A 14,181-nucleotide genomic window follows, 5' to 3' on the forward strand; every position below is an offset into this window, starting at 1 on the left:
CCATACGGTAACGTATGGAACCGTGGCCGGGAAGAGTCGATCGAGACTGGGGCGCGACGACTGGATCGCGGCGGCCCTGACTGCGCTGGCCGCGGGTGGCCCGGCCGCCGTGGCCGTCGAACCGCTCGCCGCCCGGTTGGGCGCCACCAAGGGCAGCGCGTACTGGCACTTCGCGAATCGCGACGACCTGCTGCGGGCGGCGCTCGAGCGTTGGGAGGCCGACGAGACCGACGCCGTCATCGCGGTGGTGGAGGTCGAATCCGATCCGGGTGCGCGGCTGCGGGCGCTGCTGGCGCGGGCTTTCGCGCGACCCGACCACAATCTGGCCGCGGCCCTGGCGGGGTCGGCGGATCCGGTGGTCGTGGCGGTGCTGACCCGAGTGACCGAACGGCGCATCGACTACCTGACCACGTTGTTCGCCGACGCGGGGTTCCCGCCGGCGGCGGCGCGCGACCGCGCGGTGCTGATCTACTCGGCCTATCTGGGGGCCGCTCAGCTGTGGCGGACGGTGCCGACGGCATTACCGTCCACCGATTCGGCGTGGGAACACTTTCTCGCGCAAGCGGATTCGATGCTGCTGCGCTGAGCGCTGCTATGGTCGCGCGAACCGGGCGGGGGAAGTGAAACACCCCCTACACAGAGCAGTCCCCGGTATATGTCGGTCGATTCCTTTGTCTCGGTCGTCGCCGAGGAGTTCGACCGGCTCTGCCGGGGGCCTGGCCGAAAGTGCGATGAGAGCTTTGGAGTCGTCCGACGTCTCCGGCGGTTCTTCCACTCTCCGCTGCTTTCGGTGTACTACCAGTGTCCTCCGAAATCGTCGCCAGTCAATAGCTGGAGCTCATGATTCTCAAGATTTTCGTTCAGCCACGTGGCTGGATGCTGCCGATTCCCAGCAGGATCACCTTGCCGCTACAAGTTTGCTGGTTGCGTAGGGTGACGAACATGGTGCGGGCGTCGTCGGGCGGATAGATCCGTAGGCCGGTGACGTCGACCGGATCGCACTCGTCGGCCGGGACACTGCTGTAGTCGACCACTCGCAGCCGGGACTGGGCGAAACCGCCGGGGGTCAGCGTGACCTGTGGTGCGGTGGCACCGTCGCGGTCGGCCGGCGGCCCGACGGGGTCGCCGTCGGGGCCGTCCGCGTAGGACACGCCCGGGAAGCCCTGCATGGTGCAGGTCCGGGATCCGCTGTCGGTGAAGACGAGCTGCAGTGTGGTGGTGTCGCCGTCGGTGTCCGCGCGGCCCAGCGTTGCCGACAGATCGCTCGTCGTGCATTCCGGGGCCACGGCCGCCGAGGACAGGATGTTCGACCCCGCGGGAAGGGTGCTGTCCGGCGTCGGGCGGCCGGTAATGGGTGCCGCCGACTTGGCCGCTGGGCCGGCGCACGCCGCGACGGCGATCGCCGCCGGAATCAGCAGCCATGCGGCCGCATCACGAAGCCGCATCGGCACACCTCCTCCAGAACCTGCTCCGGAGACGATATTCGACCGCGGACCGAGTGGCGGACCGAATGGTCGCAAATGTCCGCCTGTGCGACAGCTCGGCTACATCGGCTGGACCGGGCGGACCGTGAGCAGATGCATCGGGCCGGTGCAGATCTTGCGATCCCAGGGCAGCGCCAGCGAGTCGGTGTTGTCCGGCGGGTAGACCCGCAGGTGGTCGGTGGATTTCGGCGCGCACGTGTCCGGGTAGTTCTGCCAGTTCGAGGTGAACAACAGGAACTGGGCGGCGCCGCCCGGGGCGAGGGTGACCGGGACTACCTTCGCGAGCGAGCTGGTGTCGCGGTCGGCGGGCGCGCCGACCGGGTCGCCGGTCGCGCCGACGGTCTGCGACACTCCGGCGTAGCCCTGCATCACGCAGGCGGCCGGGCCCGTATTGGTGAAGATCAGTTGTGCCACAAAGGTTCCCATGCCGCCGTGGTCGCCGCCGTTGTCGCCCTGGGACAGGGTCAGCTGGGCGGTTCGGCACACCGGAGTACCGCCGGCGGTCTGCGGTGCGGCGCCGTTAGCGGTGGGTGTGCCGGTGGAACCGGGCGAACCGCCGGTCCCGGTCGGGGCTGCCGCGCCGGTGACCACCGTGACCGTGGTCGGCCCGGAGGACGGGATATCGCCCTCGCATCCGGTCAGCGCGAATGTCCCGGCCAGGGCGAGCAGAACCGCCGTCGTCGAGTAGCGCGTCATGTGCCGTCTCCCTCCTGCGATGCGACCGCCGGGGTGGTCGACCGTCCCGTCGGCGGCCGGTGTGCCACGGTGGCCTGTTGCCCGTTCATCGCGTGTACTCGGAGCTGCGTTAATCTCGGCGCGCCGGACCGGGATCGGTTCCTGCCGTTCAGAATTCGACGTCCGTGGGAACTCGCGAGTAGATGGTCGGGTAGCCCGGCGTGGCGATGCCGTGCGACCAGGCGCAGAGGCCGACGACCTTGCCGTCGACCAGGATCGGTCCGCCGCTGTCGTATTCGGCGGTGTCAGCGGTGGTGGAACCGGCGCACAGCTGCGTGGCCGGGTCGAAATCGGTTCCGTAGGAGGCACAGCCGTCCTCGGCGAGCAGCGGCACCGTGGCACTGCGCAGCAGCGGATTGCCGTCGTCGGTCTCGGTGGCACCCCAGCCCAGGACGGTCGCCGTGGAACCGTGTGCGGTTCCGACCGGTGCGGTCGGTCCGGGGATCGTCCGGTCCAGGCGCAGAATCGCGACATCGTGGTGGAAGTCGACGTCACCGTCGTCGAACAGTCCGGCCCGGAACCGTGGATCCATCCGGATCTCGGTGACATGCGCCGTGGTGCCCTCGGTGCTCTCGAGGTTGCTGCGGCCGAAGGTGACCGTGATCAGGTGCGGGAAGGCCAGCCCGACCGCCGCGCAGTGGGCGGCGGTCAGCACCTCGTCCGGTGTGATGAGGACACCACCGCAGAAGTTGCCACCCGGGCGCAGGGGGAAGATCGGGGTGCCGATCGCCGCGAGCCACGGGTAGTCCGATGCGGTGGCCGGCGTGCCGCCGTACACCGTGTGCGCCGGCCCGGATACGAGCGCCTGCGCCGGTGCGGCGGCTAACGCCGAGCCGAGCACGGCGACCGCGAGGAGTGCGGCGCGAACGGATGAGCGCATGGGCTACCACCTTTGCGGGGTACGGATCCGTCGGCATATTGAAGCAGATACGCGGGCTGCACGTGGTGCCTCGGGCGATTGCCGGGCGCGATGTGGGGCGCGTGCGCCGGCCCGAAGCTGTCGGTGCCCGGGTCTATGTTCCCACTATGACATCGTGGAGTGAATTCCGCCGCGCGGCCCCGCGAATCGGCGCGATCTTCGAACGGCGCCATGCCGCGACCGGGCAACTGTGCCTGCTGGCCACCACCCGTTCCGACGGCTATCCGCGGATCAGCCCGATCGAGCCGACGATCTTCGAGGACGAACTGTGGCTGGTAGGCATGCCCGGCACCACCAAGTTCCGCGACCTGGGCCGCGACCCCCGGTTCTGCCTGCACACCGCCACCGTCGACACCCAGGTGGGCGACGGTGACGCGAAGCTCTTCGGCACCGTATACCACGTCGAGGACCGGGAACGGCAGGCCCGCTGGGCCCAGGATTTGTTCGACCGCACCGGATTCGACACCCGCGCAGAGGTTTTCGATCCGTTCTACGCGGTGGACGTCACCGGCGCCTCGGCGGTGGAACTGACCGACGGCCACCTCGAGATCGTGATCTGGAAGCCGGGGGAAGAGGAACGCGTGGTGCGTAAGCACTGACCGCGGTACGGAGGGATACGACCCGGTCAGGTGCCGGGCGATTCCCGGGGTGCGACCGGTGCGTGGATCGCCGCCAGGCGGGCGGCGCGGATCGCGTTCCACAGCGGGCGCAGCAGTGTCTCCTGGGCCGCCATGGCGCTGGCCGAACTCGGTGCCGAGGCGGGCTCGCGCTGCGCCACGGTGAGAATGGCCGCCACGTGGTCGGCGCTGTCGAGGATGCGCCGGGCCCGCAGCGGGACCGTGTCGGGGTAGGTGTGGCGGGCGTATTCGGCGAGCTCGGCCTCGATGAGCTCGCGCGGGTCGCCGCCGCCGCTGCGATCGGTGGTGTGCAACCGGGCCAGCGCCTCGGCCGCGTCGCGCACCGCCCGGCGCATGGCGAATTCGGCTTCGCCCAAAGGCATATCGGGCTCGGTGCCGGCCGGGACCGCGGTGCGGTAGACGGTCCACTGCAGGGTGCTGTCGTCGATCCACTGCGGCACCACGCCGGTGCCCTCCCCGCCGGGCGCGCCGAGCACGATGCCTTCCTCGGCTTCCATTGCGGCGGCGGCGAATTCGCCGCCGGGCGGCAGGCCGCGGACGTCGCCGGGCACCGGCAGCACCAGCCGGACCCGGGCGCCGGCGGGCGTGCGCGCCTCGCGAATCAGCTTGAGCAGCGCCATGATCCCGGGACCGGACGCCGCGGGCAGGATCTCCCCACCGGGCCACGGCAGGCCGGTGTGTCCTCCGGTGACCGGGTCGCCCGCCGCCACCAGCTGGCGCGGCGCCCAGGCGCGCAGTGCGTCCAGCACATCGTCGGGGGCGCTGCGACCGGCCAACCAGGACTCGGCCCAGGCTGTCAGCGTCGCACTGGGAGAACACATGATTCGAGCATAACTACGCCGTTGCCTGGTCAGTGCCGGGTGGCCGGACTGCAACCGGTAATCGGGACCTAGTGGTCCGGGGTTTCGTCCTCGGTGACGAAATCGATGAGTCGTTCGACCGCGCCGATCAACGGCGATTCCAGGTCGCGGAACGAGTCGACCGCCGCGTAGACGCGCCGCCACCCGTCCTGCGGCGTGCCCCAGCCCAGCCGGCGGCAGACCCCCATCTTCCAGTCTTCCCCGCGCGGTACTTGCGGCCACTCCCGGATCCCCACCGCCTGCGGCCGCACCGCCTGCCACACGTCGATATAGGGGTGGCCGGTGACCAGGACGTGCGGCCCGAGCCCGGTGGTCAGGCCGGTCTCCTTGGACCCGGTGACCAGATGGTCGACCAGGACGCCGACCCGCCGACCGGGGCCCGGATCGAAGGCACTGAGCCGGGTCGCGAGGTTGTCCAGGCCCTCGAGCTGCTCGACCACGACCCCCTCCACCCGCAGGTCGTGACCCCACACCCGTTCGACCAGGGCCGCGTCGTGCACGCCCTCGACCCAGATCCGGGCCGCCCGCGCGACCCGGGCGCGCAATCCCTCGACCCGGGTGGACCCGGACGCGGACCGGGTGGGTGCGGCCGGCGCGGCGGCCCGGGGGCGAGTCAGGGTGACCGGTTGCCCGTCGATCAGGAACGCCGCCTCCCGCATCGCGAACAACCGGACCCGGCCGTTGCGGTCCTCGAGTTTGACGAAGTCGCCGTCGTAGGTGCGTTCGAAACCGACCACCGCACCGCAGAATCCGGTCGCCGCGTCCTCGGCGACGAGATCGCGGTCGGCCGCCACCTGCGGCACGACCCGCTTGCGGGTGCGGCTGTGGCCGCCGAAGATGTCACCGTAGTCCCCACTCACACCGTCGAAAATACCGGCAGGGCACGACAACCCGTAGCGCGCGACACGTCGGGCCGGGTTGATCCACCCGGCCCGTTCGGACCGGGCAACGGGGTACGGTTGATGATGTGGCCGCAATCGTGTGGCTGGTCGCGGGGATCCTGCTCACGGCAGCCGAGATACTCACCGGTGACTTCACGCTGCTCATGCTGGGCGGTGCCGCGCTGGTGACGGCGGGCGTCGCGGGCGTCTTCGATCCGCCGCTGGTGGTCGACGCGCTGGTGTTCGGCGCCGCGGGGCTGAGCCTGCTGTTGCTGGTTCGCCCGATGATGTTGCGCCGCTTCACCGGGGGTCAACCGCAGCTCACCAATACTGCCGCCTTGCCGGGTCGCTCCGCGACCGTCCTCGAACAGGTCGACGCGCACGGCGGCCGGATCAAGATCGGTGGCGAGGTGTGGAGCGCGATCCCGATGGACTCCACGGAGCTGTACGCCGCGGGGGAGACCGTCTTCGTCATGAAGATCGACGGCGCCCACGCGGTCGTCTGGAAGGGCGTGTAGGGCGCTCACGCGCAGACATGCCGCGCCGCCTGAACGACGGCATCGCGCGGCGGGTCAGCCGGCGAGTTGCTCGGGCGGGGGTGCCGCCGATTGCCGCTCGGTCTCCATCCACTGCCGGTGCCGCTCCTGCACCTGGGTGAAGAGGTTGACCAGGAGTCCGTTCGCTGTGGCGGCGAGTTCCTTGCAGCGGCCCTCCACGACCGCCAGTTCGAGTTCGCTGCGCGGTCCGAGCGGGGCCGGGTAGCCGGCGCAGCGGATCATCGGCCAGAGCTGGACCCCGACCGGCGCGTTGTCGGGCACATTGCACCAGTGGCCGTCGAAGCTGCGGACGAAGACCTCGCCGACGAACCGCCCGAATCGTTCGACGGTGGCCCGGTTCTCGGGGGCGATCACCGCCCGGTGGTCGGGGAGCAATGTCCGCGCCGTGGACACCGCCAGCACCAGGCCTTCGAAGGTCCACGGATCGGCCAGGGCGGCGACGGCGGGGGCGTCCGATCGCAGGAACAGCGCCAGCGCGGCGTCGTGGCCGCCCATCCAGTCGGTGAATTGCAGGTCGGGCGACGTTTGCGCCGACGGTGCGAGCTGAGCAGTGTCCATGACGGCCCTCCGAATCCACACCCCGAAACGAACCGATCAGTCTGTAAAACATAAGGGCGCGGTCGTGGCCGGCGAATCGGCCGAGACCGGATGGCAATCGGACAGTCATCGAGGTGTCATCGGATACCACGGGCTGGGCCTTCGACGGACATCCCGTGCCAGCCGGGTCAGGGGCGATAGCGCAGGGTCAGATCCCGGAACTCGGCCGGGCTCATGCCGGTCTCGGCGCGGAACACGCGGTAGAACTGGCGGTCACTGCTGAATCCGCACGCGTGCGCCACGGCGGCCACGGTCTTGTCGGGGGAGCGCAGGAGCTGGTCGCGCGCGCGTTCGATCCGGAGCTGCCGGACCAGCCGCATCGGCCCGCCCCACGGCTCGGCGAGCAGCCGGTGCAGGGTGCGCCGGGACAACTGACAAGCCTGGGAGATGGCCTCCACATCCAGGTCCGGATCGTCGATGTGCTGGGCCAGCACGGCCAGCACCCGCTCGTGTTCGACCACCCGGGCCGCGTCCCCGCCCGGCGGCCCACCGTGGACCGATGTCATTGCGGCGCCGAGTAATTCGATCCCCGCGCGCAGCAGTGCCGGTGCCGCCGCCGCGGGCACCGGCTGGGTCGCGAGGCGACGGAAATAGTCGATCACCAGGGCGCCGTGCCCGGTCGGCTGCAGCACCGCGCCGGCCGGGAAGCTGTCCTCGTCGAGACCGGCTGCCGTCATCACCAGGTCGCGGTCCGCCCGGATCATCACCCCCTTGAACGCCCCGGTCCGGACGTGCTGTTCGCGGTCGGCATCGAGGAAGAGCATCGATCCCGCTGGAGTGCGCAGCCGCAGCTCGCCGATCGTCGCGTCGCAGTCGCCCGCCAGCAACAGCATGGCCATCAGCGACGGCCGCGCGGACCGGGCGATATGGCGGGCGTTGCGCCGGGAGAGTTCGGGTGAGTTCTCCACCACGGCGATCGTGATCGCGTCCGAGTCGATCACCGGGGTGAGCGCGGCGTGGAACGGGTCGTCCGACACCGGTTCCATCGAGCACGGCGTCAAGCCCGCACTGACGATCGATGCCCACCATTCGAACGAATCTCGTGACGACACATCGGCGGTCGACACGGTGTCGCCGCCCAGCACCACACCGTCCATTCCCGCCAGTATTCCGCACGAAGTACCGATCCGGGTGTGTTCCGACCTGCGCCGATCCGGTTTCCGGCGTTCACCCGGCGGCAGGGCGGCCCGGCCGGTGACGAAGGTTGCCCAGGTCGCCGGATCGAAGGCCCGCCCCAACCGGTGTCCGCCGACCCCAGGTCGCAGCCTGGCGTGCCGCACATCACGCGCGGGCCTGACCCCGGCCGACACCCCCGATATCGGCTGTTCGACAACAGTTCTGGTGTGGGGTGGAGGAGTTGTTCGCCACGGCAGGCGATTTCGCACCGTTCGGTGACCTGCTACGTACCGGCGGCCGCGCTCCGGGCGGTCGGCACTTCGTCGCGCGGGCCCGGATCGACAGGCTGCCAACGGAATGCGGCGCGAGGTCCGAGGCTGTGCCGGATGGCCACTCCCACAGTCGCTCTCGCCGAAAATCCGTCGAAACTGGACGGTCGCAATGCAAAATGTTGTCATTCCAGAGCAGAGAACAGGGCTGTCATGACACGAACACTCATCGTCGCCGCCACACTCGGTGCGCTACTCACCGCGGCACTGGGCACGGCCGGCGCCGACCCGCTGCCGCTCACCCCGGTGGGCGACGCCGCCGCGCCGGGCGCCCAGCAGCCGGCCGGGCTCGCGTTCCTGCAGGGCTTCGGCACCAACTCCGCGCAGTCCTTCGGCACCGGATCGGTGGTCGGCTGGCTGGAGGGTTCCGCCGCTGGGTCGGCGGGCGGCCCGGCGGGCATCTCGGGTGCCGGGTCCGAGAACGGTGTCCGCAACGGTCTGGAGAGCGGCTCCGGCGCGGGCCTGATGGGCGGCACCCTCGGTGAGGCCGCCAACGACCTGCCCGGCGACCACCCCGAATTGACGCAGGGATCGCTGCACGGCTACCTCACCGGCTCGGCCGGCGGGTCCACCACCGGCACGATCGCGGGCGGCCCGGTTCTGGGTGTGCTCTCCAGCATTGTCAGCGGACTGTTCGGTGCTCTGACCGGCGGCATCTCCGCGGCACTGCAGCAGCCGGCCGGCTGAACGGACGGGCCCGCTCCTCGATCGCGCGGGGAGCGGGCCCGATCAGCTTGCGGGACAGCCTGTTTCGGTTCGCGCGTCAGGGCACGACCGGGGTGGCGAGCAGGTTCGCGGTCCAGGCGTCGATCGCCGACCACATCGCGGGACTGAGCACGCAGTGGGTGCCGTCGCCCAGCACGGTGCGGAAATCGACACCGGCGGCGGCGAACTGGGCGATCAGCGCCAAGTGCAGCGGGGTCGGCACCGTCAGGTCACGCACGTTCGCCAGAATCAGGATCGGCCGGGTGTAGCCGCTGGTCGGCACGGTCAGATAGGTGTCGGCCGCCGCCCGGACCGCCGGCTCGTTCAGCGACCGGGACAGCAAGTCACCGAGGGTGAGACCGGCGACCCGGGTGGTCATCTCGGGCAGGCACAGGTCCGGGGCCTCGTCGAGCAGCGCCCGCCCGGCCGGGCTCAGGTAACCGTCCAAGTCGATCTCGGGGTGAGTGGCCCGCAGTCCGGCGAGGATGCCCGCGCCGAACGCGGTGGTGTCGGGACCCAGATCCAGGGTGGAACTCGGCCCGACCAGGGGCAAGATCGGTTCGATGTCCGACGCCGGGTCGATGGTCACGGTGCCTCGGAAGTCGAGTTCCGGAGCGTAGGTCGCCTGGATCCACGAGGCGCCCAGGGCCGCGTGCCCGCCCTGCGACTGCCCGATCACCGCCCACGTGCGCGACAGTTCCGGATGCGCCGCGCGGGCCGCCCGCACCAGGTCGACGGTCGCGGTGCCCTCGCTGGACAACTCGAGATAGGGGTGGGCGCCGGTGGCGTACGGCCCGAGCCCGATGTAATCCGGTGCGACGACAGCGAATCCGTGCGCGAGGAAGTACCGGAAGATCTCGTCGCCCCGGGCGCTCTCGCTCGCCGTCTGGCCACCGTAGGGCACGGCCTCACCACCGCATCCGGCGCCGAATCCGCTGGTCCCGTGGTCCCACGCGATGATCGGCCAACCACCGGCCGGTGCCGGGCCGGGCGGCACCACGAGCGCCCCGCTCACCGGCACCGCCCGGCCGTCGGAGGCGGTGGTCCAGTAGTCGACGACTTCGCCGCCGGACACGGTGTGCCAGCCGTCGGGCTGCGCGGCCGTGCCGATGATCGCGCCCGGTGCGCCGCCGTCGCCGGGAGCCGGTGTGGCAGTGGCGAATCCGGCGGTGGCGAATCCGGCGGTGGCGAGGAGCGAGGCCGCGAGCGTGGCGGCACACAGCAGGCGAGCGGGGCGACGCGGCGTACTCATGGACGATCCTCCGGTTCGGCGCGATCGAGATGTCCGTACCCTACGTGCCGGAACCGGCGAATCGCCGCAGGTCACGCCGGTATCGTGGCGCTCCGACCGTCTCGCCCCGAACCGCTGCCCGCCCGGCACGGTTCCGGCGGTCGGGTCCACAGCGCTGTGGCGGCAGCGCCCGCGCGCTGCCGCCACACGCCGGTGAATCAGGGCAGGAACCAGCCGATGAGCGCACCGATGCCCGCGCCGATGACGGCACCGGGGATGGCGCCGACGAAGAAGAACCAGACACCCGCCAGGAGTCCGACACCGAGTCCGATCAGCGCGCCGACACCCGCGTTGTACTGGTGCCGGGCGAGGTCGGCGGCCTCGTCCGCGTAGTGCAACTGCGCCCGATCCAGTGCCGCCGGATCCAGTAGGGGTGCTCCTATCGGGGCGAGAGCCATTGTGCGGCCGTCGTTTTCGATACTCGGCCGCAGGGCGTAGGGCTGCCCCGCTACCTGGACCGCCAGCGGCACGGTGGCCATGACCGTGCCGGCCGGATCGGTCACGATCACCGAGTCACCGTCGTCGGCGAGGGTGAACCGGCCCTCGTCGAGGGTGGCGACGACCCGGCCGCCGGCCGGGTCGAGTGCGGTGGTGTAGGACATTCCGGCTTCGCTGCCGTGGAAGCTCGAGGGTGCCGCTTGCGGATCCGCCGGGAAGTCTTGCGCGTAGGCCGTGACGGTGGTGATCGCGGTCGCGGACGTGGCGAGCAGGGCGGTGGCGACAAGTTTGCTGATCTTCATCGGTCATCACTCCAGTCGATCCGTAGGGCTACCCTGGGTGCCCGGCGAGCGCGGTTGCGGTCGAACCGTACTGGCGGCGGTCGCGGGACGGATTTTCCATCTTGCCACCTTCATGATCAGCAACCAAGCAGATCTATCCGATGGCGGGAGTGGGGGAGTGCGGTCGGTGTCCGCGGTCGCTGGGGCGCTGGAGGGTATTCCGCCGCGCCCCGGGAAGGGCATTAGCTGATAGATTGCTGTAGTTGGAATGTGGGGCGTGTCTCGAACCCTCCGGGCCTCGGTGGTAGCCGGATGTCGAAATACGTTGCCCACCAGTGAGATTCGGATCATCGGCGGTGTGGTCGGTGCGGAATGGCCGCGGCGCGCCGCACCGCCGCGGCACGCGAACCGGATGGCGCGACACGATAATGTCCGGCCTTCCGGCCGCGACGTCCGATAACATGCGTTCAAACGCTTTGCGCGGCTTGCGCTTCGTTGTCGCTACCCGGACCCGAGCCGCCACGCCGTCGTCTGGAAGGGGCCTTATGGCTGTCCTGATCGTCGCCATCGTTCTCATCGTCCTGATCGTCGTCGTCATCTTCAGATCCATCGCGCTGGTGCCGCAGGCCGAGGCCGCGGTGATCGAGCGGCTGGGCCGGTACTCGCGAACGGTGTCGGGGCAGCTGACCCTGCTGGTCCCCTTCGCCGACCGTGTGCGGGCCCGGGTGGACCTGCGTGAGCGCGTGGTGTCCTTCCCGCCGCAGCCGGTGATCACCCAGGACAACCTGACCGTGCAGATCGACTCGGTCGTCTACTTCCAGGTCACCACCCCGCAGGCCGCGGTGTACGAGATCAGCAACTACATCGCCGCCGTCGAGCAGCTGACCATCACCACGCTGCGCAACGTGGTCGGCGGGATGACCCTGGAGGAAACGCTGACCTCCCGCGACCAGATCAACTCGCAGCTGCGCGGCGTGCTCGACGAGGCCACCGGCCGGTGGGGGCTGCGGGTGTCGCGAGTGGAGCTCAAGGCCATCGATCCGCCGCCGTCGATCCAGGAGTCGATGGAGAAGCAGATGAAGGCCGACCGGGAGAAGCGGGCCATGATCCTCACCGCCGAGGGTCAGCGGGAGGCGCAGATCAAGACCGCCGAGGGTGCCAAGCAGGCGCAGATCCTCTCGGCCGAGGGTGCCAAGCAGTCGGCCATCCTGGGCGCCGAGGGTGAGCGGCAGAGCCGCATTCTGCGCGCTCAGGGTGAGCGGGCGGCCGCCTACCTGCAGGCGCAGGGCCAGGCCAAGGCGATCGAGAAGGTTTTCGCCGCGATCAAGTCGGGTAAGCCCACACCGGAGCTGCTGGCCTACCAGTACATGCAGACGCTGCCGCTGGTGGCCAAGGGCGACGCCAACAAGGTCTGGATGGTGCCCAGCGACTTCGGCAAGGCCCTGGAGGGCTTCGCGACGCAGTTCGGCAGCAAGGGCGCCGACGGGATCTTCCGGTACGAGCCGCCGGCCGACGACGGCTCGGTCCCCGATGTGGACGACTCGGCCGAGGTCGCGGACTGGTTCGACATCAAGACCGACCCGGACGCGGCCCGTGCGGTGCAGGCCGCCGAGGCCGCGGCCGCGCAGCCGGTGGATCCGCTGGTCCCGACGCCGCGGCAGCCGATGCAGGCGCCGCTGCCGTCGGCGGGCGCCGACCGTGGTGGCTTCGGCCAGCAGTCGATCTACACCCCGCCGCCGGGGCAGCAGACTCCGCCGCCGGTGCAACAACAGCCGCGCTACCAGGAGGAAGAGGGTCCGGGCCGGACCTGGCAGCCGCCGGACTATCCGGCGCGCTAGCCACCGTCAGAGGGGCTTTTTCGGCGCCGGCCGGGTGAGTGGATGACCACCGCCCGGCCGGCGTTTCGTCGTGCCCGCAGCGCTTCGTAGTGTGACCTGGGGCACGAATTTCGTGTGATCTCGTTCATATAACGCCCGCGCGGCGATCTTGAAAGTTGCCACGGTTTTGCCCGTTGAAACGGGGGATCCGTCCAGTACTTCCGAATGGAATTAGATGTTCCGTCCAATATCGAATCGTGATCTGCCGAGATTTCTTCGTTATGGTCGATTGCGGCCCGGAAAGTCGGGCTGAAGCTCGATTCGCCGAACACCGGAAACCCTGTCCCGCGAATCGAGTTCGACCCCTAAGTCATCTGGGGACAGGGACCCGAGCAGTAACGGGCCGGTTGGGCGCAGGCAGGACTCACACGCTTATGTCGAACAAGACTGCTATCTCCCGTACCCGCACCTTCGCTACTCGCACCCTGGGCCTCGCTGCCGTCGCCGGTGCACTCGTCGCCGGCCTGGCCACGACCGCTTCCGCGGAAAGTGGCCACAACTGGGACGCCGTCGCGAACTGCGAGTCGAGCGGTAACTGGGCCGCCAACACCGGTAACGGTTTCTCCGGTGGCCTGCAGTTCACCCCGAGCACCTGGGCCGCCTACGGCGGTACCGGTAGCCCCGAGAACGCCAGCCGTGAGCAGCAGATCGCCGTCGCCGAGAACGTGCTCGCCAGCCAGGGCGCGGGCGCTTGGCCCGTGTGCGGCGCCTACCTGTAATAGGTGAGCCGAGAGCTGAATATACTGTGGGCCCCGCCGGTTTCGGCGGGGCCCACAGTCGTCTGTGGCGCATTTCGCATTTTCTGGAATTTCGCCGGTGACACTCATCGCAGGTCAGTCATCGGATTTCGGTGATCCGAGGATTCCGTAGAGCAGTAAATTCTCCAGCGCGGTGGCGAAACCGTCCGGGTCGTCGATGTCACGGATGCACATCGCGAACAGGGCCGCCCCGCCGATCGCGTCGAGCAGGATGTCCGGGTCACGGCCGGGTCGCGGCGCGCCGCCCTCCGCGGCGAGCAGCGCGGCGAAGTGCCGGCGGGCCGGGGCATCCAGGACGGTGGTCAGCCGTTCGTACAGGCCGGAGTCCGCGCGCATGTCGGCCATCAGCCCGGGGATCGCCGCGCGCGCCTCGGCCGAGCCGAACAACCGGATCGTGTCCCGTACCACCGTGTGGATCTCGGTGCGCAGATCCGCCGCCGGCTCGCCCCCGGCGGCGTCGGGAAAGACGGCTGTCGCGACCACATGCGCCTTCGACGGCCAGCGGCGGTAGATGGCGGTGCGGCTCACGCCGGCGCGGGCCGCGATGGCGTCGATCGAAGTCCCCGCGTAGCCGCGCTCGACCAGCAGGCCGCGCGCGGCGTCGAGGACGGCGGTGTCCACGGCGGGATCGCGGTGGGGTCCGAGTCGATGCTGGTTCGGTCCGGTCACGAATCGATCCTTGTCCCTCGGTGTGAAACTCGTTACAGTCTGTCAC

Annotated in this window: 16 protein-coding genes; 6 read left to right on the top strand and 10 right to left on the bottom strand. The window is 69.9% G+C overall.

The genetic code is table 11. The features are described from left to right. The first annotated feature begins 22 nt into the window (after nt 1-22). Nucleotides 23-586 (top strand): TetR/AcrR family transcriptional regulator, encoded by a 564-nt coding sequence (locus tag EBN03_RS22115; protein ID WP_199742913.1) that lies wholly within the window; start codon nt 23-25, stop codon nt 584-586. A gap of 274 nt (nt 587-860) precedes the next feature. Here the strand turns inward: EBN03_RS22115 and EBN03_RS22120 are convergent, their stop codons facing one another. The 3 genes from EBN03_RS22120 to EBN03_RS22130 form a co-directional block, all read right to left on the bottom strand. Next, a complete protein-coding gene (locus tag EBN03_RS22120; protein ID WP_147471666.1) occupies nt 861-1,445 on the bottom strand; it encodes a DUF4232 domain-containing protein in 585 nt (194 codons plus the stop codon). 99 nt (nt 1,446-1,544) lie between these two features. Further along, on the bottom strand, nt 1,545-2,180 hold the full coding sequence (locus EBN03_RS22125; RefSeq protein WP_122190016.1) for a DUF4232 domain-containing protein: 636 nt from the start codon (nt 2,178-2,180) through the stop codon (nt 1,545-1,547). A gap of 148 nt (nt 2,181-2,328) precedes the next feature. Further along, the gene (locus EBN03_RS22130) at nt 2,329-3,099 is read right to left on the bottom strand and encodes a S1 family peptidase (RefSeq protein WP_122190017.1); all 771 of its coding nucleotides are present in this window, start codon (nt 3,097-3,099) and stop codon (nt 2,329-2,331) included. 146 nt (nt 3,100-3,245) lie between these two features. On the opposite strand from EBN03_RS22130, the gene EBN03_RS22135 reads away from it, so the two are divergent. After that, on the top strand, nt 3,246-3,737 hold the full coding sequence (locus EBN03_RS22135; RefSeq protein WP_122190018.1) for a pyridoxamine 5'-phosphate oxidase family protein: 492 nt from the start codon (nt 3,246-3,248) through the stop codon (nt 3,735-3,737). 26 nt (nt 3,738-3,763) lie between these two features. Here the strand turns inward: EBN03_RS22135 and EBN03_RS22140 are convergent, their stop codons facing one another. Both EBN03_RS22140 and EBN03_RS22145 read right to left on the bottom strand, forming a co-directional pair. Continuing rightward, nucleotides 3,764-4,597, bottom strand: coding sequence for a hypothetical protein (locus EBN03_RS22140; RefSeq protein ID WP_122190019.1), 834 nt, complete (start codon nt 4,595-4,597; stop codon nt 3,764-3,766). Nucleotides 4,598-4,665: 68 nt separating this feature from the next. Beyond that, complete coding sequence (locus tag EBN03_RS22145) at nt 4,666-5,496, bottom strand: DUF3097 domain-containing protein (protein WP_122190020.1); 831 nt, start codon at nt 5,494-5,496, stop codon at nt 4,666-4,668. A gap of 107 nt (nt 5,497-5,603) precedes the next feature. Between EBN03_RS22145 and EBN03_RS22150 the strand changes: the two genes are divergently transcribed. Continuing rightward, complete coding sequence (locus tag EBN03_RS22150; protein ID WP_122190021.1) at nt 5,604-6,035, top strand: NfeD family protein; 432 nt, start codon at nt 5,604-5,606, stop codon at nt 6,033-6,035. A 54-nt stretch (nt 6,036-6,089) separates the two neighbouring features. Here the strand turns inward: EBN03_RS22150 and EBN03_RS22155 are convergent, their stop codons facing one another. Together EBN03_RS22155 and EBN03_RS22160 are read right to left on the bottom strand one after the other, a co-directional pair. Further along, nucleotides 6,090-6,632, bottom strand: coding sequence for a hypothetical protein (locus EBN03_RS22155; RefSeq protein ID WP_122190022.1), 543 nt, complete (start codon nt 6,630-6,632; stop codon nt 6,090-6,092). 167 nt (nt 6,633-6,799) lie between these two features. Next, nucleotides 6,800-7,768, bottom strand: coding sequence for a helix-turn-helix transcriptional regulator (locus EBN03_RS22160; RefSeq protein ID WP_158675707.1), 969 nt, complete (start codon nt 7,766-7,768; stop codon nt 6,800-6,802). 501 nt (nt 7,769-8,269) lie between these two features. On the opposite strand from EBN03_RS22160, the gene EBN03_RS22165 reads away from it, so the two are divergent. Beyond that, on the top strand, nt 8,270-8,803 hold the full coding sequence (locus EBN03_RS22165) for a hypothetical protein (RefSeq protein ID WP_122190024.1): 534 nt from the start codon (nt 8,270-8,272) through the stop codon (nt 8,801-8,803). 76 nt (nt 8,804-8,879) lie between these two features. Here the strand turns inward: EBN03_RS22165 and EBN03_RS22170 are convergent, their stop codons facing one another. Both EBN03_RS22170 and EBN03_RS22175 read right to left on the bottom strand, forming a co-directional pair. Beyond that, entirely contained in the window at nt 8,880-10,073 is a 1,194-nt protein-coding gene (locus EBN03_RS22170) for a lipase family protein (RefSeq protein WP_122190025.1), read from the bottom strand. A 197-nt stretch (nt 10,074-10,270) separates the two neighbouring features. Further along, the gene (locus tag EBN03_RS22175; RefSeq protein WP_122190026.1) at nt 10,271-10,852 is read right to left on the bottom strand and encodes a hypothetical protein; all 582 of its coding nucleotides are present in this window, start codon (nt 10,850-10,852) and stop codon (nt 10,271-10,273) included. 524 nt (nt 10,853-11,376) lie between these two features. Between EBN03_RS22175 and EBN03_RS22180 the strand changes: the two genes are divergently transcribed. Both EBN03_RS22180 and EBN03_RS22185 read left to right on the top strand, forming a co-directional pair. Next, nucleotides 11,377-12,669, top strand: a complete 1,293-nt coding sequence (locus EBN03_RS22180; RefSeq protein WP_122190027.1) for an SPFH domain-containing protein — start codon at nt 11,377-11,379, stop codon at nt 12,667-12,669. 413 nt (nt 12,670-13,082) lie between these two features. Continuing rightward, a complete protein-coding gene (locus EBN03_RS22185) occupies nt 13,083-13,427 on the top strand; it encodes a transglycosylase family protein (RefSeq protein WP_122190028.1) in 345 nt (114 codons plus the stop codon). A 114-nt stretch (nt 13,428-13,541) separates the two neighbouring features. On the opposite strand, the gene EBN03_RS22190 is transcribed toward EBN03_RS22185, so the two are convergent. Further along, entirely contained in the window at nt 13,542-14,135 is a 594-nt protein-coding gene (locus tag EBN03_RS22190; protein WP_122190029.1) for a TetR/AcrR family transcriptional regulator, read from the bottom strand. Between the last annotated feature and the right edge of the window lie 46 nt (nt 14,136-14,181).

The organism is Nocardia stercoris (assembly GCF_003696265.1).
Classification (GTDB): domain Bacteria; phylum Actinomycetota; class Actinomycetes; order Mycobacteriales; family Mycobacteriaceae; genus Nocardia; species Nocardia stercoris.